This is a genomic window from Mesorhizobium carmichaelinearum (assembly GCF_900199455.1).
Taxonomy (GTDB): Bacteria; Pseudomonadota; Alphaproteobacteria; order Rhizobiales; family Rhizobiaceae; genus Mesorhizobium; species Mesorhizobium carmichaelinearum.
This window is the reverse complement of record NZ_FZQR01000002.1, coordinates 581,999-604,582: the sequence shown is the minus strand read 5'-3', so window position 1 is coordinate 604,582 and position 22,584 is coordinate 581,999. Positions and strand designations below refer to the sequence as shown.

The 22,584-nt window shown below is 64.0% G+C and carries 23 protein-coding genes; 11 read left to right on the top strand and 12 right to left on the bottom strand.

Annotated elements, in window-relative coordinates; translation table 11 throughout:
- Positions 1–81: 81 nt before the first annotated feature.
- Entirely contained in the window at positions 82–1,086 is a 1,005-nt protein-coding gene (locus CKW40_RS06135; RefSeq protein ID WP_095199004.1) for a BMP family lipoprotein, read from the bottom strand.
- Positions 1,087–1,341: 255 nt separating this feature from the next.
- On the opposite strand from CKW40_RS06135, the gene CKW40_RS06130 reads away from it, so the two are divergent.
- Together CKW40_RS06130 and CKW40_RS06125 are read left to right on the top strand one after the other, a co-directional pair.
- Positions 1,342–1,926, top strand: a complete 585-nt coding sequence (locus tag CKW40_RS06130; RefSeq protein WP_095199003.1) for an amino acid synthesis family protein — start codon at positions 1,342–1,344, stop codon at positions 1,924–1,926.
- Positions 1,923–2,507, top strand: a complete 585-nt coding sequence (locus CKW40_RS06125) for an amino acid synthesis family protein (RefSeq protein ID WP_095199002.1) — start codon at positions 1,923–1,925, stop codon at positions 2,505–2,507. The genes CKW40_RS06130 and CKW40_RS06125 overlap by 4 nt, the downstream gene beginning before the upstream one ends.
- A gap of 6 nt (positions 2,508–2,513) precedes the next feature.
- On the opposite strand, the gene CKW40_RS06120 is transcribed toward CKW40_RS06125, so the two are convergent.
- The 3 genes from CKW40_RS06120 to CKW40_RS06110 are packed head-to-tail and all read right to left on the bottom strand — an operon-like array spanning position 2,514 to position 4,985.
- Complete coding sequence (locus CKW40_RS06120; RefSeq protein ID WP_095199001.1) at positions 2,514–3,707, bottom strand: amidohydrolase family protein; 1,194 nt, start codon at positions 3,705–3,707, stop codon at positions 2,514–2,516.
- 41 nt (positions 3,708–3,748) lie between these two features.
- Complete coding sequence (locus tag CKW40_RS06115; RefSeq protein WP_095199177.1) at positions 3,749–4,294, bottom strand: MarR family winged helix-turn-helix transcriptional regulator; 546 nt, start codon at positions 4,292–4,294, stop codon at positions 3,749–3,751.
- Positions 4,295–4,340: 46 nt separating this feature from the next.
- Positions 4,341–4,985: a cysteine hydrolase family protein gene (locus CKW40_RS06110; RefSeq protein ID WP_095199176.1), complete on the bottom strand. Its 645-nt coding sequence runs from the start codon at positions 4,983–4,985 to the stop codon at positions 4,341–4,343.
- A 235-nt stretch (positions 4,986–5,220) separates the two neighbouring features.
- Here CKW40_RS06110 and CKW40_RS06105 point away from each other — a divergent pair, with 235 nt between their 5' ends.
- Both CKW40_RS06105 and CKW40_RS06100 read left to right on the top strand, forming a co-directional pair.
- Entirely contained in the window at positions 5,221–6,075 is an 855-nt protein-coding gene (locus CKW40_RS06105) for an NAD-dependent epimerase/dehydratase family protein (protein ID WP_095199000.1), read from the top strand.
- Positions 6,072–6,878 (top strand): SDR family NAD(P)-dependent oxidoreductase, encoded by an 807-nt coding sequence (locus tag CKW40_RS06100; protein ID WP_095198999.1) that lies wholly within the window; start codon positions 6,072–6,074, stop codon positions 6,876–6,878. The genes CKW40_RS06105 and CKW40_RS06100 overlap by 4 nt, the downstream gene beginning before the upstream one ends.
- Here CKW40_RS06100 and CKW40_RS06095 read toward each other — a convergent pair.
- The 7 genes from CKW40_RS06095 to CKW40_RS06065 form a co-directional block, all read right to left on the bottom strand.
- A complete protein-coding gene (locus CKW40_RS06095) occupies positions 6,875–7,954 on the bottom strand; it encodes a Gfo/Idh/MocA family protein (protein ID WP_095198998.1) in 1,080 nt (359 codons plus the stop codon). The genes CKW40_RS06100 and CKW40_RS06095 overlap by 4 nt on opposite strands.
- A gap of 1 nt (position 7,955) precedes the next feature.
- Positions 7,956–8,849, bottom strand: coding sequence for a carbohydrate ABC transporter permease (locus CKW40_RS06090; RefSeq protein WP_095198997.1), 894 nt, complete (start codon positions 8,847–8,849; stop codon positions 7,956–7,958).
- Entirely contained in the window at positions 8,849–9,781 is a 933-nt protein-coding gene (locus CKW40_RS06085; protein WP_095198996.1) for a carbohydrate ABC transporter permease, read from the bottom strand. The genes CKW40_RS06090 and CKW40_RS06085 overlap by 1 nt, the downstream gene beginning before the upstream one ends.
- Complete coding sequence (locus tag CKW40_RS06080) at positions 9,778–10,716, bottom strand: sugar phosphate isomerase/epimerase family protein (protein WP_095198995.1); 939 nt, start codon at positions 10,714–10,716, stop codon at positions 9,778–9,780. The genes CKW40_RS06085 and CKW40_RS06080 overlap by 4 nt, the downstream gene beginning before the upstream one ends.
- A 100-nt stretch (positions 10,717–10,816) precedes the next feature.
- Positions 10,817–12,163 carry an extracellular solute-binding protein gene (locus CKW40_RS06075; RefSeq protein WP_095199175.1) on the bottom strand — a complete coding sequence of 449 codons (1,347 nt, stop codon included), beginning with the start codon at positions 12,161–12,163 and terminating at the stop codon, positions 10,817–10,819.
- Between the two features lie 316 nt (positions 12,164–12,479).
- Positions 12,480–13,763 carry an NAD(P)/FAD-dependent oxidoreductase gene (locus CKW40_RS06070; RefSeq protein ID WP_095198994.1) on the bottom strand — a complete coding sequence of 428 codons (1,284 nt, stop codon included), beginning with the start codon at positions 13,761–13,763 and terminating at the stop codon, positions 12,480–12,482.
- 135 nt (positions 13,764–13,898) lie between these two features.
- Entirely contained in the window at positions 13,899–15,002 is a 1,104-nt protein-coding gene (locus CKW40_RS06065; RefSeq protein ID WP_095198993.1) for a histidinol-phosphate transaminase, read from the bottom strand.
- 230 nt (positions 15,003–15,232) lie between these two features.
- Here CKW40_RS06065 and CKW40_RS06060 point away from each other — a divergent pair, with 230 nt between their 5' ends.
- The 7 genes from CKW40_RS06060 to CKW40_RS06030 all read left to right on the top strand — a co-directional run bounded on the left by CKW40_RS06060 (position 15,233) and on the right by CKW40_RS06030 (position 22,155).
- Complete coding sequence (locus tag CKW40_RS06060) at positions 15,233–16,006, top strand: SDR family NAD(P)-dependent oxidoreductase (protein WP_095199174.1); 774 nt, start codon at positions 15,233–15,235, stop codon at positions 16,004–16,006.
- 82 nt (positions 16,007–16,088) lie between these two features.
- Positions 16,089–17,411: a histidinol dehydrogenase gene (gene hisD / locus CKW40_RS06055; RefSeq protein ID WP_095198992.1), complete on the top strand. Its 1,323-nt coding sequence runs from the start codon at positions 16,089–16,091 to the stop codon at positions 17,409–17,411.
- A gap of 15 nt (positions 17,412–17,426) precedes the next feature.
- Positions 17,427–18,452: a zinc-dependent alcohol dehydrogenase gene (locus CKW40_RS06050; protein ID WP_095198991.1), complete on the top strand. Its 1,026-nt coding sequence runs from the start codon at positions 17,427–17,429 to the stop codon at positions 18,450–18,452.
- 31 nt (positions 18,453–18,483) lie between these two features.
- On the top strand, positions 18,484–19,215 hold the full coding sequence (gene hutC, locus CKW40_RS06045; RefSeq protein ID WP_095198990.1) for a histidine utilization transcriptional repressor HutC: 732 nt from the start codon (positions 18,484–18,486) through the stop codon (positions 19,213–19,215).
- Between the two features lie 247 nt (positions 19,216–19,462).
- On the top strand, positions 19,463–20,470 hold the full coding sequence (locus CKW40_RS06040; protein ID WP_095199173.1) for an ABC transporter substrate-binding protein: 1,008 nt from the start codon (positions 19,463–19,465) through the stop codon (positions 20,468–20,470).
- A 124-nt stretch (positions 20,471–20,594) separates the two neighbouring features.
- On the top strand, positions 20,595–21,362 hold the full coding sequence (locus tag CKW40_RS06035) for an ABC transporter permease (protein WP_179297843.1): 768 nt from the start codon (positions 20,595–20,597) through the stop codon (positions 21,360–21,362).
- Between the two features lie 10 nt (positions 21,363–21,372).
- Positions 21,373–22,155, top strand: coding sequence for an ABC transporter ATP-binding protein (locus CKW40_RS06030; RefSeq protein ID WP_095199172.1), 783 nt, complete (start codon positions 21,373–21,375; stop codon positions 22,153–22,155).
- Positions 22,156–22,257: 102 nt separating this feature from the next.
- Here the strand turns inward: CKW40_RS06030 and CKW40_RS06025 are convergent, their stop codons facing one another.
- Positions 22,258–22,578, bottom strand: coding sequence for a hypothetical protein (locus CKW40_RS06025; RefSeq protein WP_095198988.1), 321 nt, complete (start codon positions 22,576–22,578; stop codon positions 22,258–22,260).
- Positions 22,579–22,584 lie beyond the last annotated feature (6 nt).

The following is a 22,584-nucleotide window of genomic DNA, read 5'->3' as shown; positions in this document are numbered from 1 at the left end:
GAAGATTGGACACTGATCCGCCGCGGCAAGCCGCGGCGGATCAGTGTAGCGCTTTCTTGGGAGGGATGCGCTGTTGCTGGCCTATTTCGCCTTGGCGATCACGATCTTGCCGTCGAGGATGCCCTTCTTGATCTCGTCGAGCTTGGTGGTGACGTCGGCCGGGATCTTCGGCGCGATGTCGTCGCAGACCTTGAACTCGACGCCGCCCGATGCCAGGTCGAAGGTGCGGGTGCCGGCGGTGACCTTGTTGCCGCCGACCTCGTCCTTGATCAGCGTGTAGACGGCGATGTCGCCGCGCTTCAGCATGCTGCCGAGCACATTCCCGGGAGCCGTGCCGCACATGTCGATATCGACGCCGATCGAATATTTGTCGGCGGCGGCACTGGCCTGCATGACGCCTTCACCCGTCGGGCCGGCGACATTGTAGACGATGTCTGAGCCCTGGCCGTACAGCGCCTGGGCAAGCTCGCCGCCCTTGGCCGGATCATCGAAGGTACCGGCGAAGACGGAGTTCACCTTCACATCGGGCGCGGCGTATTTGGCGCCTTGCTCGTAGCCGCCAAGGAAGTTGCGGATGACCGGGATGTCGCGGCCGCCGACGAAGCCGATTGCCTTGCCGTCGCCGATCTTGGGAAATTCGCTGCCCTTGGCCTCGATCATGCTGGCCAGCGCGCCGGCGACGAATGAGCCCTGCTCTTCGGCGAAGTTGGCGTAGATCATCTTGGGATTGTCGAGCACGCCATCGATGAAGACGAAGCGCTGGTCGGGATATTCCTTGCTGACCTTCTGCAGTGAATCCACCAGCTCCCAACCCATGACGAAGATGAGGTCGTACTGCTTGCCCTTGGCGAGGTTCTCGAATTGCTCCTCATAGTCCAAAGCGCGATTGCCGGTGTCGACCAGCTTGAGGTCGATACCGAAATCGGCCTTGGCCTTGTTGAGGCCGTTGACGATCGAAACGCCAAAGCCCTGCGCGAAATATCCCGAGATGGCGGCGACCGAAACCTTGGTCTGTGCGGCGGCCGATCCCAACGAAACGGCCAGCATCGTGCCGGCCAGAAACAAACTCTTGAGCGCCCTTTTCATGGTATTCCCCTTCAGCTTTTTTCAGCTTTTGAAGCCACGCCTTGACCATCCCCACATGTCGCCGAGATGATGGCGAGTTCGTTGATGGTCATATGAGTTTAGGAGCGGCTAAACAGGCTGTCAATCGTCATCCGATGCAGTTTTCTCGGGCTCGTCGTTGGAGTCCTACACCTCGCCGCTTGACAATTATCGGCGATGCATAATTGTTGATACTCTAACGAATTTTCGCAAGTGACGGGACGAAGGATACGCGCAATGCCAGCTGTGGTGGTCAGGAAATTTCTGGTCCAGGTCGAGGAGATCTTCCATGAGGGCGGGCCGCCCGCGGCACGTCCGCCCAAGCGCGGGGCGATCGTCGCCGTCATCGCCAACCCTTTTGCCGGACGCTACGTCGAGGAGATCACCGGCTTCATGGAGGATCTGAAGCCGCTCGGCCTCGAAATGGCGCGGCGTCTGATCGATGCCATGGGCGAGGGTGCCGCCGCCGTCGAAGGCTATGGCAAAGGCGCCATCGTCGGTGCCGCCGGTGAGCTTGAGCATGGCGCGCTGTGGCACAATCCGGGCGGCTACGCCATGCGCGAACTTCTCGGCAATGCCAAGGCGATCGTGCCCTCGACCAAGAAGGTCGGCGGCCCCGGAACGCGCATCGACATTCCGATCACCCACATCAACGCCTCCTATGTGCGCAGCCATTTCGACGCGATCGAGATCAGCGTTGATGATGCGCCGCGCAGCGACGAGATGGCGGTCATCCTGGCGATGACGACCGGTGCGCGCGTTCATGCACGGGTCGGCGGCCTGGCAGCGGCTGACATCAAGGGCGAGGACGGATTGCGATGAGCCTCGAAATCCGCCGCATCATCACCATCGTCGAGGAAACCCGGATCGAAGGCGGCCGCCCCGTCGATCCGCCGACGCGACGTGCCGCGGCGATCGCGGTGATCCGCAACCCTTATGCCGGCACTTTTGTCGAGGATCTGTCGGCGCTAAGCGATATCGGCGAAGCGCTGGGCGACGTCTTGCCCAGGCGGGCGGTCTCTGCCCTCGGCATTGCCGCCGATCAGGTCGAAAGCTTCGGCAAGGCCGCCGCCGTCGGCGCCGACGGCGAGCTTGAACATGCCGCCGCCATCCTTCACCCAAAGCTCGGCGCCCCGTTCCGCGATGTGCTGGGCAAGGGCGCCGCGCTCATTCCCTCGTCCAAGAAGCGCGGCGGCCTCGGCGTGCCGCTCGACATTCCGCTCGGCCACAAGGACGCGGCGAAGGTGCGCAGCCATTTCGACGGCATGGAGGTCCGCGTCCCCGATGCACCGCGCGCCGACGAGATCGTCGTCGCCGTCGCCGTCACCGATTCCAGCCGGCCGCACCCGCGCGTTGGCGGGCTGACCAAGGACAAGATTGTCGGCAAGGACGGCGTCAGCTGACGCTTGTCAGGCTGCTCTGACTTCCGGCACCCGCATGGCCGGCGGGGTGTTGCGGCTCCGGCCGGTGCGCACCTCGCCGTCGATGACGACCATGCCGATGCCCGGCAGATTGCCGAGCGCGACGCTGTCGAGCAGCCCGTCACCGGCACCGCCCATCGCCTGATCGATGAAGATCAGGTCGGCGGCGCGGCCGATTTCGATGATGCCGCGGTCTGCCAGTCCGCGCACGCGCGCCGTGTTGCCGCTGGCAAGGCAGAACGCCACCTCCGGCGCGATGCCGCCCAGCGAAGCCAGCATGGTCAGCGTTCTCAAAATGCCGAGCGGCTGCACGCCGGATCCGGCCGGGCTGTCGGTGCCGAGGATGACGCGGGCAAGTTCGCCGCGCTGCCTGGCCAGGTCGAGCACGAACAGGCCGGTGCGCAGATTGCCGTTGTGGACGATTTCCAGCGCCCGCGAGCCGTTTTCGCAGATTTGCCGGATCTCGGCTTCCGGCAGCGCGGTCGGTCCGCCATTGACGTGGGCAACGATGTCGGCGTCGACCTCCAGCACCACATCCGCGCCGATGCGGCCGGAGCCGGGCAGGGACGGACCGCCCGTATGGGTCATCGAGGTCATGCCGTATTTGCGCGCCCAGGCGATCATCTGCCGGCCGGTCGGACCATCCTTGACGCCTCCAAGCCCGACCTCGCCGATGAGGGTCACACCGGCTTCGGCGAGGTATCGGAAGTCGTCCTCGACCAGCCCGTGTTCCAGGATGGGCGCGCCGGCCAGGATCTTCATGCCGCTGGGGCGGAAGTTGGAGAAAGTCCGCTGCGCCGCGATCGCCAGTGCCTTCAGCCCGACCAGGTCGCGCGGGCGGCCCGGCGTGTGGACCTCTCCCGCCGAGATGATTGACGTGACGCCGCCATGGACGGTCGAATCCATCCAGCCGATCTGGTTCTGCCGCGGCGTCCAGTCGCCGGCCACCGGATGAGCATGGTTGTCGATAAGCCCCGGCGCCACCGCGCAGCCCATCGCATCGATGATCGTCGCCGCGTTGCCGCTGTCGACGTCATCAGCCTTGCCAATACCTGTAATGCGCCCGTCGGTCACGACGATGGTATCGGCGTCGAGGATCGGCTGGCCGAGGTCACCGCTCAGCATGAGGCCGATATTGCGGACGACGAGCGTGTTGGCAGACGACTTGGGGTCGGACGACATCGGTTCTCACTTCTGCTGGTATGGAAAGGTCTGGCCGCGGCCTACTTGCCGCCGTCGCCATTCGATGGATCGTCGTCATTGATGCGCTTGAGCAGGCGAAGCAGCGTCGCCTGCTCGGCGGGGGACAGCGGCGACAGGAAGCGCCGGCCGACCTCGACGCTGCGTGCGAGCCGCTCGAGCGTGTATTCGGTGCCTTTTTCGGTCAGTGCGATCATCGACAGGCGCTGGTCGGTGTCGGAAGCGCTGCGCGTGATCAGCCCGTGCTTGAGCAGCTTGCGCATGACGATGCTGATGGTCGACGGGTCCATCGCCGTCAGCCGGCCGAGATGGTTCTGCGAGACTTCGCCATGTTTGAGGATCGTGGCTAGGGCCGCGAACTGGGTCGGCGACAGGTCTTCACCGGCCATGACCTGCTGGAAACGCAGCGTCGCGCGCTGATGCGCCTTGCGGATGACGTGCGCCGGGTGCTGGTCCAACGCGTATCCGGTCTCGGCGTATCGCTCCAGCACCTGCTCGCGGCTCAGTGGTTCCGCGTTGCCGCGTTGCTTCAGCGTCGCGCTTCTCTCAGTTTTCTTTTCGGTCGTCAAACCGGACTCCTGTTGCCTGTCTCGGATGCCGCTGGCCATGGATGGTTCAAGCCGCGACTTCAGTCGGTTGCAGCGACGTCCCATCGCGAAGGGCCGCGACGACATCAGCCGAATCGCTGACCACGCCGAAATGCGTCGCTATGTCGTATAGCGAGCTTTCCTGCTCGCGCGGTCCCGTCGCCGCACAGCAATCGCTCGGCACCACCACTTCATAGCCCTGGAAAAAAGCGTCGTGGACGGTCGATCGCACGCAGATGTTGGTGACCACGCCGAAGATGACCAATTGGTCGACCTGCATATCCTTGAGCGTCAAGTCGAGATCGGTCTGAAAGAAGGCCGAGTAGCGCCGCTTGATGACATGGATCTCGTCATCACGGGCGCCGAGATCTTCGATGATTTCCGGTCCCCAGCCTCCTTCCACGCAATGTGGCGTGCGCTTGACCCATTCGCGCTCGCGGCGCATGCCCGGCCGGTGCGCATCATGAACCCAGATCACCGGCACGCCGCTCGCGCGCGCCGCCTCGATGACGGCCAACTGCGGGCCGACCAGTGTCTCATATCCGGGCAGGACCATGGCCCCGCCCGGTTTGCAGAACTCGTTGACCATATCGATGACGATAATGGCTGCGCGCTGCGGATCAAGGCGCATCGCGTCATCGTGCCGATGTGAGGAAAAAACGTCCACGGCCATGGCGGACTCCTTTGGTCGATCGTTGATACTCATACAAAAAACCCTGGCGGGTGCCAAGTCAATCCCGTTCGACGCAAAGCTGTGGCCACCGGCCTTGCGCACGCCGCTCTGACAAGCGTATGCGCTATTTGTCCAGCCGGACATGGCCTTGACAAGGGGTGGCAATCATGGACTCAATTTGTATGACCATCAACGATATTCATGCCGCCGAGTTTGCCGCGCCGAGGGCCGTGATATGAGGACGATCGTCACCGGTGCCAGTGGCCTGCTTGGCCGCCACGTGGCCGAGGCCCTGCTTGCCGCCGGCCATGATGTGCTGGGCATCGATACTGTGGCGCCGGTCGGGGGCGCATGGCGCCACATCACCGCCGACCTGACGGATCTGGGATCGACCCTGCAGCTGGTGCGCGATTGCGATGCCGTCGTCCATGTCGCGGCCATTCCGCGGCCGACCGGGCGCGCCGGCGGCGAGGTGTTCAAGACCAATGTCGCGACCGCCTACAATGTCGTCGAGGCCGCCGCCATGGCCGGCATCGGGCACTTCGTCTATGCCTCGTCCTTCAGTGTCTTCGGCTATCCCTTCTTCGAGAAGACGGTCATTCCGCCCTATCTGCCGGTCGATATGAAACATCCGGTCGGCGCGCAGGACCCGTACGGCCTGTCGAAATGGCTGGGTGAGGAAATCGTCGACGCGGCAGTGCGCCGCGGCGCCTTTTCGGCGGTCAGCATCCGCATGCCATGGATCCAGACCCCGCAATCCTTCTTTGCCGGCGTCGGTCCACGCCGCGCCACCGCTGACAGCGCCCGCGACCTGTGGGCCTATCTCGACGCGCGCGACGCCGGGCAGGGTTTCTTGAAGGCACTCGAATGGCAAGGCGACGGCCATCTGCGCGTCCTGCTCAGCGCCGCCGACACCTTCATGGAAGAAGAGACCGAAGCGCTGGTGCGCCGGGTCTATCCAGGTGTTGCCCTGTCGCGGCCGATCGCCGGTTATGGCGCCGTGCTCGATACGGTTCATGCGCGCGAAACGCTCGGCTTCGCGCCGGAGCATTCATGGCGTTCCTATCCAAAGCCGGAGACCGAGGGATGAAGCGGTTCGACCAGAAGAAAGTCCTTGTCACCGGCGGCGCCGGCGCCATCGGCAGTGCCGCGGTCCGGCGTTTCCTCGAAGAAGGCGCGCGCGTCGCCATTGTCGATCGCAACGGCGCGGCGGCGCGCGAACTGGCGCGCTCTCTCGGCGACAACACCATCGCCATCGAAGCCGACGTCACCGACGAGACGACTGTGCGCAGCGCCGTCGCAACCACCGTCGAGACATTCGGCGGGCTGGACGTGGTGTTCAACAATGCCGGCATTTCGGGGGTCGTCGCTCCCGTGCATGATTTGCCGGTCGAGGACTGGGACACCATCATCCGCATCAATCTGCGCGGCATCTTCCTCGTCCTGCAGGCCTCGCTTCAGGCGATGATCAAGGCCGGAATCGCTGGCTCGATCGTCAATATGGGTTCGTCGATGGCCGGCTGGGACGTGCTTGCCGGCGGCGCCGGCTATGTCGCCTCGAAGCATGGCGTGGTCGGGTTGACGCGGGTCGCGGCGCTCGATGCGGCGCCCTACGGCATACGCGTCAATACCATCTGCCCCGGCGTGATCGAGACGACGCTCGGTGTGCCGTCTTCCAGCGACGGCGATTTCAAGAGCAGCGTCCAGCATTTCGCCGATCGCATTCCGTTACGCCGCATCGGCCAGCCGGACGATGTCGCGGCTGCCGTAGCGTTCCTCGCCTCGGACGAGGCAAGGCACGTCACCGGCGTCGACTGGCTGATCGACGGCGGCCAGACCTTGCAGAGCTGGGCCAACGCGCCGGCCGGCAACGCCTTTCCGAAATTTCGCTAGCCTAGCTGGAGTTTCTTCGGCGGCATAGCCTGGATGATCTGGACCGCAAGATCGAGATCGGCAAGGCCGCCTGAAAGTGGGGTACGCGGCTTTGCTCCGGCCAGGATGCAGTCGGCGAAATGCTGCCATTCGCGGCGGAACGAGGTGTCCGGGATACCCGGTATGACGCGCTCGGTGGCGGTGTCGCCTACCGCCTCGCGCAGATGCACGATTGCCGAGGCGTTGCGGAAATAGGGGTTCTGGAATTCGATCCGCACCTCGTCACGCTCGCCATGGACATGGATCCACTCGTCCCACCATTCATATTGGGCGAGCGCCATGTCGAAGAGGCAAGGCACGCCGCCATAGTCGAGCACGGCCAGCAACTGGTTCGGACCGGTCTGCTGCGCATGGACGACGCGATCCGGCGTGCCGAAGGCGCCGCGCATGACGGCAAGGTCGTGGCTGCTAAGGCCGAGCAGCAACAGATAGAGATCGCGATAGCCGGCATGATCGGCGCCGAGTGCCGCCTCGACCCGCCGGGCGACGGCATCGCGTCCCGTCGTGAGCACATCGGCCGGTACGTCGGGGATCCGGATCTGCGTGTAGAGCTTGCCATAGCGGTCGAAGCGGCCGGCGAAATCATGGACATGGATCGACTTCGGCCGGCCGATCGCGGCGATGCGCTCCAGCCCGGCCTCATAGCCGGGATCGTAGAATTTCATGTAGCCGACAAGCGCGACGAGACCGCTCCGCTCGGCCTGCTCGACCAGCGGGCGCGCTTCTTGCGGGGTGAAGGCGAGCGGCTTCTCGACGATCAGGTGCTTGCCGGCACGGATCGCGTCGGCGACCATCTCGCCATGGTCGTAGGTGCAGATCACCACGGCATCGACATTCGGGTCGGCGAGCAGGGCGCGATGGTCCGTGTAGCGGGCGGCGACACCGTAATGCTCGCCGACTGCATCGACCGTGCCGGGCGAGATGTCGCACAGGGCGGCGATACGAAACGCCGGCAATTCCATGAGATAGGGCAAATGCATCAGCTGGGCGATCTCGCCGCAACCGATGACGCCAACGCCAATAACCCGATCCTGCATGTCAACCCTTCACGGCGCCGGCGGTCAAGCCGGCGATGAACTGCCGTTGCATGGCGAGGAAGACGACGATCACCGGCAGTGTCGTGATCGTCAACGCGGCGAAATAAAGGGTCCAGAGCGAATCGTATTGCTGGAAGAAGCTGACCAGGCCGAGCGGGATGGTCTGCACCGAGGGGTCGCGCAGCAGCAGGAAGGCGAGGAAGAAATCGTTCCAGATCTCGATGAAGCCGAAGATCAGGATCAGCGCGACGCCCGGCCGCACCAGCGGCAGCATGATGTGGATCAGGATCTCGAGCCGGCTCGCCCCGTCGACGCGCGCGGCGTCCTCGAGATCGGCGGGCAGCGTGACGAAGAAGCTGCGCAGGATGAAGACCGACAGCGGCAGCGACGTCGCCGCATAGACGAAGGCGACGCCGAGCCGGTTGTTGATCAGGCCGAGGTCGCGCGCCACCATGAACAGCGGGATGGCCATCACTTGCGGCGGCACCAGCATGGCCGCTACCGCCACCGCCAGCACGACGCCGCGTCCGGGAAACCGCAGCCGCGCCAATGCATAGGCGCAGGGCGTCGCCACGACGACAAGGATGATCAAGGCCGAACCGGTGACCAGCACGCTGCTGACGATGCGCGACCCCATGCCTGCGATGCGCCAGGCATCGGCATAGTTCTGCAGCACCAGGCTCGACGGCGGCCCCCAGATGTTGCTCAGCATCTCCTCCTTGGTCTTGAGCGAGCCGAACAGAACCCAGAGCAGGGGATAGAGCGTCTCGACGAGCACGAGGGCGAGCGCGGCGTAGATGCCCGCGACTTCCAGCAGGCCGCGCGCGCCCAGGCGCCGGGGCCGGCGGGCCACGCCGTCATCAAGGATGGACAAAGGCTTGGCCGCGACACTCATCAGACGTCCAGCCTTTGCCGCCGCATCAAAGCGAGCAGGCCGACGCTGGCCAGCCCGACGATCAGGAACAGCATATAGCCGATCGCCGCGGCATAGCTCATGGCGCCGTCCTGGAAGGCCTTGCTCATCATGTAGGTGAGCACGACTTCGGTGGCGTGGTTCGGGCCGCCCTTGGTCAGCACATAGACGATATCGAAGTTGCGCACGAAGGCGCCGGACAGGCCAAGGATGGTGTTGATGAAGATGATCGGCATCATCATCGGCACGGTGACGTGCCGGAAACGCTGCAGCGGCCCGGCGCCGTCCATCTTGGCCGACTCATAGAGTTCCGACGGGATCGTCTGCAGCCCCGCGAGATAGATGACGGCGTGGAAGCCGAGCCACTTCCAGACGTCGACGACGATGATCGAATAGAGCGCGATGTCGGCATCGCCAAGCCAGGACTGTTTCAGCCCGCCGAGGCCGAACAGGTCGAGCGCGCCGTTGAGCAGGCCGAAGACGGGATTGTAGATCCAGGACCAGAGCAGCCCGACCGCGACGAAGGACATCGTCACCGGCACGAAGGCGGCGGCGCGAAAGAAGGCGCGGCCGACCAGTGCCCGGTTGAGCAGCAGCGCCAGCCCGAGGCCGAGCACATTCTTCAGGATGACGACGGCGACGACGAAGATCAAATTGTTGCGCAGCGCGCCGAGGAAGATGCGGTCATGCAAGAGGCGCTGATAGTTGGAAAGGCCTGCCCAGGTCGGGTCGGAAAACCCGTCCCAATTGTGCAGGCTGAGCCAGAAACCGTTGACGAAAGGCCAGAGGTAGAAGAGGCAAAACAGGATCGCGGCGGGCAGGATCATCAAGAAGGCCACTGCGCCGTCCCCGGCAAGAAAGCGCCAGGGATCGGAACGGCCGGAAGCAGCGGCCTCTTGCGATCGCGCGGTCATGCGGCCTTGGCGCCTTGCGGCGTCAGCACCAGGCCGAGCGTGTCCCTGACATAGGCGATGCTTTCCAACGTGCTTTGCTCCGCCGTCTTCTTCGATGCATCGAGCTCGATGATGGCGAGACCGTCGTAATTTGCCGCCAGCAGCACGTCGACGATGCCGGCAAGATCGACGACACCGGCGCCGAGTTCGCAGAACGCGCCATAGCGGTCATAGCCCTTCAAACCGGGGTCCACCCTGGTGTCCTTGAAATGCATGTAGCGTACGGCCGAGATGTAGGTTCGGACCGCGTCGACCGGATCGGAATTGGTGTGGGCAAGATGCGCCGGATCGATGCAGAGGCCGGCGAGATCGGTGTCGAGTTCATCCATCATGCGGTCGAGCTGGTCGCGGCGCTCGATGAAGGTGTCGAGATGCGGGTGATAGACCGTCTCGATGCCAAGGTCCTTTGTCCGCCTGCCAATATCCTCCAGGGCCCGGCAGAAGGCGCGGTAATCGTCGGCGGTGTGGGGGCCGGCAATCGCTTCCGAAGGGCCGCCGCCGAGCACCAGCACCGGTGAGCCAAACCCCTTCAGCATCCGGGTCAGCGCCACCAGCACGTCGCGTTCATAGGGCCAGGCGACGGGGTTGATGAAGATCGCATTGACGTAGAAGGAAGAGAGCTTGATGCCATGCTCGCTCTGGCCTTCCGAGAGCAGTGCGTAACGCCGCAGGATGTCGGTGTCGGTGGTGACCCCCATCGGCGCCTGGTTGCCGAGCTGCATGTATTTGCGGGCGTATTGGTCCGACAGGCTGGTGAAAGCGAGGATCTCGAACCAGCCGAAACCCTGTTCGGCCAGGAACTTGATGGCTGGCCTCAGCGGAAGGCCGGTGAGGTCCCAGCTGTTCAGGTGATAGCCGATCGAAAAACGCTGCCGTTCGGCACGAGTTTGCGTCATGTGGTCTCTCCGATTGATGAGGCTGCCCGAAACGGGCGGCCTCTCTGTTTGTCACGCCGCGCAGATCAGCCTGGCTGGACGCGGGCTCGCTTGTCGACGCTCACTTCGGCGGCCAGCTGCCCTGCGCCTTGAGGTCGTCGAAAGTGGTCTGGATCGAAGCGGCGGCATCCTCGGGTGTCGTCGTGCCGCCGACGATGCCGGCGATGGCCGAGGCCGTGGCTGTCGCGACTTCCGAGGGCCAGATCCAGTCGAGGAACTTGATCGTGCTCGGGAAGGCCTGCTTGCGCAGCTCGACGGCATAGGCATCCTCGACCTGCGGCACGCCTTTGATCGAGGCGGCGATCGGCTGCTCGGGGGCAAGATAGAGCGTCGCCACCTCCGGCCTTGTCAGATATTCGATGAACTTGACCGCCGCATCGAGCTTCTCGGGCGGGATCGACGAGGCGACGCAGATGCCGTTGTCGGCGCCGCCGCCATGGCCCGGCGCACCCGGCGTTCCATCCATTTTCGGAAAGGCGAAGACGCCCCATTTGAACGCCTTGACGCTGGTCTGGAGCGAGGGGATTTCCCAGGTGCCGCCATAATACATGGCGCTCTTGCCGGCGGCGAAGGCCGCCCGCATGCCGTCCTGGTCGACCGAAAGCGAGTCCTTGGACAGGATGCCGTCGTCGACCCACTGCTTGATCAGCTTGAAGCCTTCGACATCGGGCGCGTCGGTGAACTTCGCTGTGCCTTCGAGGTTCTTCTGCGTCTTGCCGATGGCGTCGCCCGAGGCCTGCGAGAAGGTTTCGAAGTACCACATCGGCCACATCACGGTGTTCGAGCCCTGATGCAGAAGCGGGATCACGCCCGCCGTCTTGAACTTCGGCACGGCTGCCTTGAGGTCGTCATAGGTCGGCGGAACGGGGATGCCGAGCTTCTGGAAGAGGTCGACATTGTAGAAGATCGTCGATGTCGACAGCGTCGAGATCGGCACGCCGTAGACCTGGCCGCTGATGGTGAAGGCGCCAAGTGCCGCGGCGTCGATCCGGTCCTGGAAAGGTTTGATCTTGTCGGTGATCGGCATCACCAGATTGCGCCGGACATAGGCACCATTGGTGTAGAAGGCCGGGCAAGCGATCAGGTCCATTTCCTGGTTTGCCAGCTTGGCGGTCATCAGGCGCTGGATCGAACCGGTCTGCGGCCCCTGGGCATCCCACTCGACAGCGCTCACGTCGGGATTGGCCTTGAGGAAGCCGTCGATGACCTGCTGCTGGATCTTCTTCTGCTCGTCCGGCGCTTGGCGCGGCGCGAGTTCGTCAAGTGCCGAGCCACCGAAAACCTTGAGCGTGATCCCGTCGGCGTGGCCGACGCCGGGCATGGTGATCAGGCCGAGGCTTAGCAGTGCGGCGGCAAGGATGGCGGGGCTTTGTTTGGAACGATGGGTCACTCTCTGCTGAACGGGCATCTGGCTCTCCTTTTCGCCAATGCCGAGGGGCAACCTCGGGACCAAGATCGTTGATGGTCATATGATCTTGGTCGCCTGTTATGATTTTTGTCAATCGGCAAGTGTGCCTATAATTTGATCCGTCTCGTGGGTGCTCTGCGGGCGTGAAAATGGCTCCTCGCGTCTGGATGTGAGGCGGCCTCGGGAGCAAAACCGTCAGCCGCCCTATGCCTGTCGAGAGGCGATGAGGCCGAAGCGTCGGGTTCCCGCGATGGGCGCCGATTTCGATGAAGCCGTTACAACCGCACGGGCCGTCAGGCTGGGCGGGCTGGTCTTGTCAGAGGCCGAACCGGTCCTTCAGCCGCCCCGAGAGGATCGCTGCCTTTACCCCGAGCGGCCAGAAGCGGTGAAACCGGATTGGCCTGAGCGGCGATATAGGCATGGGAAATGGCGACGTCTCGCGGCCTCGCAGGCGTTGCGCCAGGGCGGCGCCCATCGCCGAGGCCATGGCGACGCCACGGCCGTTGTAGCCCAGGCAGATCAAGACGCCGTCTTCCGGCTCGTGAACGTGCAGAAGATGGTCCTTGGTGATAGCGACTCGGCCATTCCAGCCATGTGTCCAGCGTATTCCCGCAAGTGCTGGCCAGAGCCGTAGCGCATAGTCGGTGAGGTAGCGGATGGCGGAGGCATCGCCGATTGGCTTCATCGGTCCCCGGCCGCCCATGAGCAGGCGCCCTTCGGCGTCGATGCGGTAGTACACGGTGATGTTGCCGGCTTCGTAGAGGACGGGCCTATCGGGGAGAATTGCGGCCGCGACTGCCGGCGAAAGCGGTTCGGTCGCCGCGATCGCGCTGAACACCGGAACCAGCGACTGCTTGAGGTCCGGCCACAGGGCTCCGGTATAACCATTGGTCGCGACAAGCACCTTCTCGGCGCTGACCGAGCCGTTCGCCGTTTTGACGACCCAACGTCCAGCCTCTCTCTTCAGCGAGAGCACTTCGCTGCCACCAAAAATCCGCGCACCGGCATTCTGTGCGGCGGCTGCCAGGCCGATCGTGTATTTCAAGGGGTGGAGGTCGCCGCCGCGGGCGTCGAACATGCCGGCTATGTATCTGTCGGTTCCAGTTCGCGCCGCCATCGCCCGTGCGTCCAGCAGGCTGACCGGCATGCCCCGCAGTTCGCATTGCGCGGCCGTGGCCCGCACCGCGGTTTCCGGCTTCGGCCGGATCGCCGCGCGTATGGTGCCGTTCTGCCGCGCCTCGCAGGCGATCGACAGGCGCCGGATGAGGCCGAAGGTGAAAGCCGGCGCGCCATAGGAGAAATCGATCATCCGCGGCCCAAGCTCGGGGCCGAACATCGCCTCGATCGTGTCGGGATCGTATTTGAGGCCGGGATTGACCTGGCCGCCATTCCTGCCCGAAGCGCCCCAGCCCGGCTGCTGGGCCTCGAGCACGGCAACGTCATCACCGGCTTCCGCCAGATGCAGGGCGGTCGAAAGGCCGGTGAAGCCGCCGCCGACGATGGCGACCCTTGCCCGCTGCGCGCCGGCAAGGGTGGGGTAGTCGCCGGTGCCGCCTGCCGTTTCGCGGTAGAGGCTCCGGGGCGGGCTGCTTTCAAGCATAGGGCAGGCTCTTACGACAAGGTGATTGGTCTGATGTTGGCGTGACTGCGCCCGCGAGGGAGAGCCCACGGAATTGACAGACCCTCGGATATCGTGCCCGGTATGCGCAAGGCAATTCTGTATGCTTTCGGGAAATCACAACAGTTGCGACAGCGCGGCCATGAAGTGGTCGTTCTCCGTTGGCGAGCCGATGCTGACACGCACGTAGCTGTCAAAACCGTCCTGCTTCCAGGGTTTGACAATGACGCCTTCGCGCAGCAGGCGCTCGGCGAAGGCGGAGGCATTGTGTCGGCAGTTGAAGAACAGGAAGTTGCCTCGTGAAGGGGCGACTTTGAGGCCCTTGCTTGCGAGGAAATTCTCGACACGGACTCTCTCCGCCTTGGCCAGCGCGACGACCCTGGCGAGGTGTTCCTCATCCGCGAGCGCCGCCAGCGCGGCGGCCTGCGCAACGCCATTGGCGTTGAAGGGCGTGCGCACCCTGTCGAGCAGCGCGCGCAATTCCGGGTCGCCGACGATGCCGAAGCCGATCCGCAAGCCGGCAAGGCCGAACGCCTTGGAAAATGTCCGCAGCACGATCCACGGCCCGTCGCGTTTGCCGAGATAGGGCAGGGACGAGGCATAGTCGTCGCCCTCGGCATATTCGGCATAGGCTTCGTCGACGACGATCAGCGTCTCGTCGCCGGCGGCATCCAGCACCTTCGACAGATCGCCGGCGGAGAGCCAGCTGCCGACCGGGTTCATCGGGTTGGAGAACAGCAGCATGCGCGGTCGTTCGCGCACCGCCTCGATCAGGGCATCGACATTGATGGTGAGATCGTCGTTGACGGCCACACGGTTGACACTCGCGCCCATCAGCGTCGCATAGTCCTCGTGCAACGGGAATGACGGATAGAGCGTGACGACGGTATCGCCGGGCCGCAAGACGGCACGGCTGATGACGGAAAGAAGATCCTCCGAGCCATTGCCGAGGATGACCTGATCCTCGCCGAATTCATATCTGGCGGCGATGGCCTGGCGCAGCTCGCGCCCGGCCGGATCCGGATAGAGCCGGAACATCTCGGCGCCGGCCTGCATCATCGTGGCGAGCGTCGGGCTCGGGCCAAGCGGGTTTTCATTCGAGCCCAGCTTGGCGATCCTGGCTGGAGCGTATCGCTGCATGACCTCGGCGATGGTCAGTCCGGAATTGTAAGGCGACAGGCGCGTGACCTCGGTTCGGACCATATTTGAAGCTTTCGACACGAGCGGGCTCCTCTGCGGTCGGCCGATAGACTCCCGTCGTCGGCCGGGTTCTCAAACACCGGGTTTCGCGGCATCGTCCCGGGCAAGCCAGGTCACCGACAGGCGCGTTGTTGCGGCGAATTTTTGCTAGGAGTAGCGTAGCCGAAAGGGTTTGTATATGCTTGTATATGTAACCTGATCTGATAGTCTCGGCATTGAAGCGGGGAACCGACACCGGCAAGGAGGATCACATGCGCAATGCTTCTCTGTTCGATCTTGCCGGCAGAAAGGCACTTGTCACCGGCGCCAGCCGCGGCATCGGCCGCAGCATCGCCGAGGCGCTGAGCGCTGCCGGCGCCGACGTCGCGGTCACCGCGCGCAGCCTGGCCTCCCTCGGGGAGACGACAGCGGCGATCCGCGCGGCCGGCGGTGTCGCGCATGCCGTCGCCCTCGACGTCACCGATGTCGGCCGCTGCCGGACGGCCACTGCCGAGGCCGCCGGCCTGCTTGGCGGTCTCGACATCCTCGTCAACAATGCCGGGATGGAAGAGGTCCGGCCCTCGCTCGACGTCGACGAGGCGCTGTGGGACCGGATCGTCGACACCAATCTCAAGGGGGCGTTCTTCTGCGCCCAGGCGGCTGCGCGACAGATGCGCGACGCCGGGCGTGGCGGCGCCATCATCAATCTCTGCTCGCTGACTTCGGAAGTCGGCATTCCCACGGCGGTCCCGTATGGCTCGTCCAAATCGGGCCTGCTCGGCATGACGCGCGCGCTGGCGGCGGAGTGGGCGGATCTCGGCATCAGGGTCAACGCCATCGCCCCGGGTTATTTCAGGACCGCGATGACCGATGTGTTCTACAGCAACGAGGCATGGCAGCAGTCCATGCTCGCCAAGATCCCGCAGCATCGTTTCGGCGATCTCGGCGACCTGCACGGCGTCGCCGTGTTCCTTGCCTCGGATGCTGCCGCTTACATAACCGGCCAGTCCATTCCGGTGGATGGCGGGTTTCTCGCATCGATCTGAGGCGGCTCGCCATGGGTTCGAAATCAACGTCTTGCGCACTGTGACCGGCCGGCAAATTGCGTTCCAACAAAGAGGAAAATCCATGTCCGACATCAGCTTCCACGATCTGTCATCGCTTGATGCCACCCAGCGGGTCGGCCTGCTGAAACGCGCCGAGGCCGATCTATCGGCCTTCGTCGAAAAGGTCCGCCCGATCATCCAGGCCGTCAAGGACGAGGGCGACGCCGCGCTGATCCGCTTCGCCAGGGAACTCGACAAGGCCAATGTCGCCGAAGGCGAACTGAAGGTCTCGGAAGCCGAGTTCGACACGGCCTTCGACAAGGTCGAAAAGGACGTTGTCGAGAGCATCGGCTTCGGCATCGACAACATCAGGCGGTTCCATGAGGAGCAGAAGCCGGAAACCATGTGGCTCAAGGAAGTCCGGCCGGGCGCCTATGCCGGCGACCGGTACACGCCGATCGCCTCCGTCGCGCTCTACGTGCCGCGCGGCAAGGGCGCCTTTCCGTCGGTGACGATGATGACCTCGGTTCCGGCTGTCATTGCCGGCGTGCCGCAGATCGCCGTCGTGACGCCGCCGACAGCGGACGGTTCGGTGGATGCGGCGACCCTGGTCGCCGCCCGCCTCGCCGGCGTGCAGACGGTGTACAAATGCGGCGGTGCTCAAGCCGTCGCCGCCGTCGCCTATGGCACCGAGACGGTGAAGCCCGCGCTCAAGATCGTCGGCCCAGGCAGCCCGTGGGTGGTCGCGGCCAAAAGTGTGCTGTCCTCGATCATCAACACGGGCCTGCCTGCCGGCCCGTCGGAAGCCATTATCTTTGCCGATGACAGCGTCGACGGCGGCCTTGCCGCGCTTGACCTTTTGATCGAGGCCGAGCACGGGCCGGATTCCTCGGCCTATCTGGTGACGCACAGCCGCAAGGTCGCCGAGGCTGCACTTGCCGCACTCCCGGAACACTGGTCGCGGATGACTGAACAGCGCGTGGAGTTTTCGCGCGCGGTGCTGACCGGCAAGCGCGGCGGCATCGTGCTGACCGCGTCGCTGGAAGACAGCTACCGTTTCATCAACGACTATGCGCCCGAACATCTCGAAATCCTCTCGAAGGAACCGTTCGCGCATCTCGGGCACATCACCGAGGCGGCCGAAATCCTCATGGGCCCGCACACGCCGGTGACGCTGGCCAACTTCGTCCTCGGGCCCAATGCGGTGTTGCCGACCAGCCGCTGGGCACGAACCTATGGGCCGCTTTCGGTGACGGATTTCGTCAAGCGCTCGTCGGTCGGCTATGTCACCTCGGCCGCCTATCCGGAACTGGCGAAGCATGCCCGCAGGCTTGCTCGCTACGAGGGCTTCAGCTCGCATGAGAACGCGGTCTCGGAAATCCGCGACCGCTACCTCGCCGGTTGAGCGGAGGCGATCGCGATGAAGGCGGCACGGCTTTATGGGCCCGGCGATCTGCGGGTGGAGGATATCGCTTCGCCGGGCGCGCCGGATGCGGGCTGGGTGAAGCTCAGGGTCGATGCCGCCGGCATTTGCGGTTCGGACCTGCACAATTTCCGCACCGGCCAATGGATCAGCCGCTCGCCTTCGACGGCCGGCCACGAACTGACCGGCACGGTGACCGCGCTCGGCCAAGGCGTTGACACCGTCGCCGTCGGCGACAGGGTGGTTGCCGATTCCCGCTTCTGGTGCGGAGAATGCACACAATGCCGTGCCGGCAGGCGCCATCTCTGCGCTTCGCTGGGCTTCGTTGGCGAAGTGTGCGACGGCGGCTTCGCCGAACAGGCTGTTCTACCCGCGCGACTGCTGCATGTTGTCGATGCAGCACTTGACGAGCGGGTCGCGGCGATGGCTGAGCCGCTCGCAGTGGCATTGCACGCGGTGCGGCGTCTGCCGAAGACGGCTGGCTCGGTGCTTGTCGTCGGCTGCGGGCCGATCGGCGGTCTCGCCGCGCTGCTGCTTTCTCGAACCTTTGCCGGCACCGTGCTTGTCGCCGACCGCAACCAGGCGCGCTCTGCCCGCGTGGCGCGGGTGACCGGCGCAACAATCGTCGACCTAAACCGCGATGCGATTGCCGCCGCAACTGGCAACGCGCCGTTGCTGGCCGCCGTCGAGGCGACCGGCAGCATCGCCGCATTCACCCAGTTGCTCGGCGTTCTCGATTCTGGCGGTGCGGTGGCGATGGTCGGTATCTTCCACGGCCGTCTCGACATCGACCCCAACCTCCTGGTCGAACGCGAGATCGCGCTGCTGGGCTGCCACGCCTTCGCCGACGAGCTGCCCGACGCCGTGCGGATGCTGGGTGAATTGAGCGATCCGCTGCTTGCCCTGATCGATCGCGAGATCGGTCTCGACGACATTCCGGCCGCCTATGAGCGGCTGTTGGCGGGGCAGAGCGATGGCTTGAAAACTATCATCCGCATGCGGCAACCTGTTGAGCCGGCGTGATTTCCGATAAATTGCCGGAAAGGATTTTGAAATGATCGATTTGCCCGATACGGCGAGCCCTCTTTACGAGAAGGTGAAGGACTACATCCTGGCCAATATCGGAACGGGCCGGTGGGGCAAGGATCGCAAGCTGCCGTCCGAGAACGAGCTGGTGGTTTCGCTGGGTGTTTCGCGGATGACGGTCCACCGGGCCTTGCGGGAACTGACCGCGGCGGGATTCCTGATCCGGCTGCAAGGTGTCGGCACCTTCATCGCGCCGCCCCGGCCGCAATCGACGCTGATCGAGATCAACAACATCGCGGCCGAAATCGTCGAGCGCGGCAACCGGCATCGCTCCGAAGTCCTCGTGCTGGAAACCGTCATGCCGACGAAGGAGCTCGCACTGTCCTTCGAGTTTCCGAAGCGCGTCTCGATCTATCACTCCGTTGTCGTCAATTTCGAGAACGATTTGCCGGTGCAGCTCGAAGAACGCTTCGTCAATCCGAGCCTGATCCCCGACTACGACAAGCAGGATTTTTCGAAAACGGCGACCTACGACTACCTCATGCAGAAAACCCCGGTGACCGAGGTCGAGCATATCATCTCCGCGATCCCGGCCGACGCCGAGACAGCGCGGCATCTGAACATCGATGTCGGCAGCTGCTGCCTGTTTCTGCACCGCCGGACCTGGACGGGCGCGATCGTGGCCACCATCAGTAAGCTGACCTATGTCGGCAGCCGCTACTCGCTCGGCAGCCGCTATTCCCCCTCCAAGGCCAACTGACGACAACGCAGATGGAGGGAGGCGGATGCGCCAGATCAACGGGAAAATTGAGTCACTCTAACTTGTATATGCATGTATGTATTTTAGCCTTGACATCCGTTCGCGCTGACGCTGAAATATCCTCGCACTTCACCATGAAGTGGTGGGTAAAATGCCGAGGTACAGTGCCGCGAGAGCAGAAACCCACAGTCTCACCAGACCGGATGCCTGGGTAAAAAGCGGTCTGATCATCAAGGGGAACTAGATGATGCGTAACCTAGCAGGACAATTTCGCGCGCTCATGATGGCCGCCGCCATCGGGTTCGCCGCCGCGCCAGTGGCCCACGCGGCCGATGCGGCCATTCCCACCACGCCCGAGGCAGGATCGTTCAAGATCGGCATCGAGCCCTGGCTTGGCTATGGCCAGTGGCACGTTGCCGACGCCAAGGGCCTGTTCAAGACAAACGGCCTGTCGGACGTCCAGATCGTCAACTTCGCCGAGGACAAGGACATCAATGCTGCGCTCGCAAGCGGTCAGCTCGACGCCGCCAACATCGCCACCCACACGGCGATGGGCATGGTTGCCGCCGGCCTGCCGGTGAAGATCGTGCTTTTGCTCGATGTCTCGATGACGGCCGATGCCATCATCGCCGGCAAGGACGTCACCTCCATTAAGGACCTCAAGGGCAAGCAGGTCGCCTTCGAGGAAGGCACGACGAGCGACATCTTGCTCAAATACGCGCTCGCCAAGAACGGCATGTCGATCGACGATGTGAAAGCCGTTCCGATGCCGGCGTCCGACGCCGGCGGCGCGCTGATCGCGGGTCAGGTGCCGGTCGCGGTCACCTACGAACCATACCTCACCGTCGCCATGGCGCAGAACAAGGACGTGAAGCTGCTGTTCACCGCCGGCGAGGATCCCGGCCTGATCAGCGACGTGCTGGTGGTGCGCGACGAGGTGATCAAGTCACGGCCCGGCCAGGTGCTGGCCATGATCAAGAGCTGGGACGCAGCACTCAAGGATTACAATGCCGACACGCCCGGTGGCCGCGCCATCATCGCCAAGGCGGTCGGTTCCGACGTCAAGGACCTGAACACCGCTTTCGACGGCGTGCGCTACTACTCGCTCGCCGAAAACAAGACAGCGCTGACCGGCGATTTCACCACCAAGACATTCGCCGATGTCGAAGCGGCCGCCAAGAACGCCAAGCTGCTTCAGGCCGACGTGACGCCGGAGCAGATGATCGACCCGTCCTTCGTCAAGGCGGCGCAATGACAAAGGCCGGATCGCGGTGGTAGCGCAGATGTCCGCGAAGCCCCCCGCGAAAACGGGTCTGGCTCTTCCCTCATCAGGGCCGGTCACGAAACAGGCGAGGCGCCGCCGATCCTCCGGGATCGGCGTGCCCATCGCCCGGTCGCGTTTCCTGATGATCGCGGTGACCGTCTTTGTCGGGCTTGGCCTTGCCTGGTGGGCGGCGACAGGGCTGGAATGGGTAAAGCCCATTTTCCTGCCATCGCCCGGCAGCGTCGCGACCCAGATCGCCAAGCTCGCCACTGACGGCACGCTGTGGGTGGACCTCAGCGCCTCGGCGTATCGCATTTCCATCGGCTTCCTCATCGCCTCGGCTTTGTCGATCCCGATCGGCGTGCTGATCGGCAGTTTCCGCTCCTGGGAGGCCGCCATCGAGCCGCTGGTGGATTTCATCCGCTATATGCCGGTCGTCGCTTTCGTGCCGCTCTCCATCCTGTGGGCCGGCACCGGTGACACGCAGAAATTCCTGATCATCTTCATCGGCACCTTCTTCCAGCAGGTGCTGATGATCATGGACAATGTGAAACGGGTTCCCGCCGACTTCATCGGCCTTGGCCGTACGCTCGGCCTGCCGGACCGCAAGATCCTGACGCGCATCGTCGTGCCCAGTGCCCTGCCGGGCATCTGGGACACGCTGCGCATCAGCCTCGGCTGGGCATGGACCTGGCTGGTGCTGGCCGAGCTTGTCGCGGCGACATCCGGCTTGGGCTATCGCATCACCGTGTCGCAGCGCTATTTCCAGACCAACACCATCATCGGCTATATCCTGCTTCTCGGCGTGCTCGGCCTCATCACCGACCAGGTCATGAAGGCCCTGGAAAAGGTCTTGTTCCGGCAGGATGGCCACTCGCAATGAGGAACCGCCGATGACCGTTCCGAAATTGCGCATCGCCGGTCTCGACAAGAGCTTCGGCACGGGCGAACGGCGCACGGAAGTGCTTCGTGACATCAACCTCGATCTTGCCGACAATGAGTTCGTCTCGCTTGTCGGCACGTCGGGCTGCGGCAAGAGCACGCTGCTGTCGATCGTCGCCGGACTGCAGGATTTCGACGCCGGCGATCTCAGCATCGATGGCGCGTCGATCCTGCAGCCGGGTCTCGACCGTGGCGTCGTCTTCCAGTCCTACACGCTGCTTCCCTGGCTGACAGCGCGGCAAAACATCGAGTTCGCTCTCAAGGCCGCCGGTTACGATCGCGCGGCCTGCCGCGAGATCGCGCTCGAGCATCTCGACCTCGTCAAGCTGTCGCAGAGTGCCAACCGCTATCCGTCCGAACTGTCGGGCGGCATGAAACAGCGCGTTGCCATTGCGCGTGCGCTTTCCTATCGGCCCAAGATGCTGCTGATGGACGAGCCCTTCGGCGCGCTCGATGCCTTGACCCGGCACCAGATGCAGGAACTGCTGACCCAGATTTGGGAAGAACACAGGCTGACCGTGCTCTTCGTCACGCATGATGTGGAAGAGGCGGTCTATCTGTCGGACCGCATCGTCGTCATGGGGATCGGCCCGGGACGCATCATGCAGACTTTCAATGTCGACATCGAGCGGCCGCGCCGGGAAGAGGTGATGGAAACCCCCGCCTTCATGGATCTGCAGCGCGGCGTGCACAAGGCGATCCGCGAAGCGTCAAGACGCCCCGAAATGGCGTAGCATCCGAGCGGGGCCTCCTCCTGCATTGCGCGGAATGACGAGGCAGCCGTCCCGGAACATCCGGGCCGGCTGTCCTGTGCGGGCCGGCGGCGTGGTCAGCAATCAGGGGCCGTGAGGACCGCAGAGGTCGAGCGTCCAGGCGATGGTTCCGCAGAAGTCGCCGACGTCGCCACGGTAACTGCCGTAGCCATTGTAGTAGTTGTCCATCCAGCCATTGCCGCTGGTCGAATTGTCGGCGGTCCAACCGCCGCCAACCCAGCCGCCGTGGCCTCCATGCCCGCCATTCGCATGGCCGCCATGGGCAGCGGTGAGGTGGATATAATGATGCTTGACGACGGCGGCATCGGCGACGGTTGCAAACGGGATCGCGCTGGTGGCCAGGGTCAGCAGGATGGAGCTGATGAATACGAGTTGCCTTTTCATGGGAAT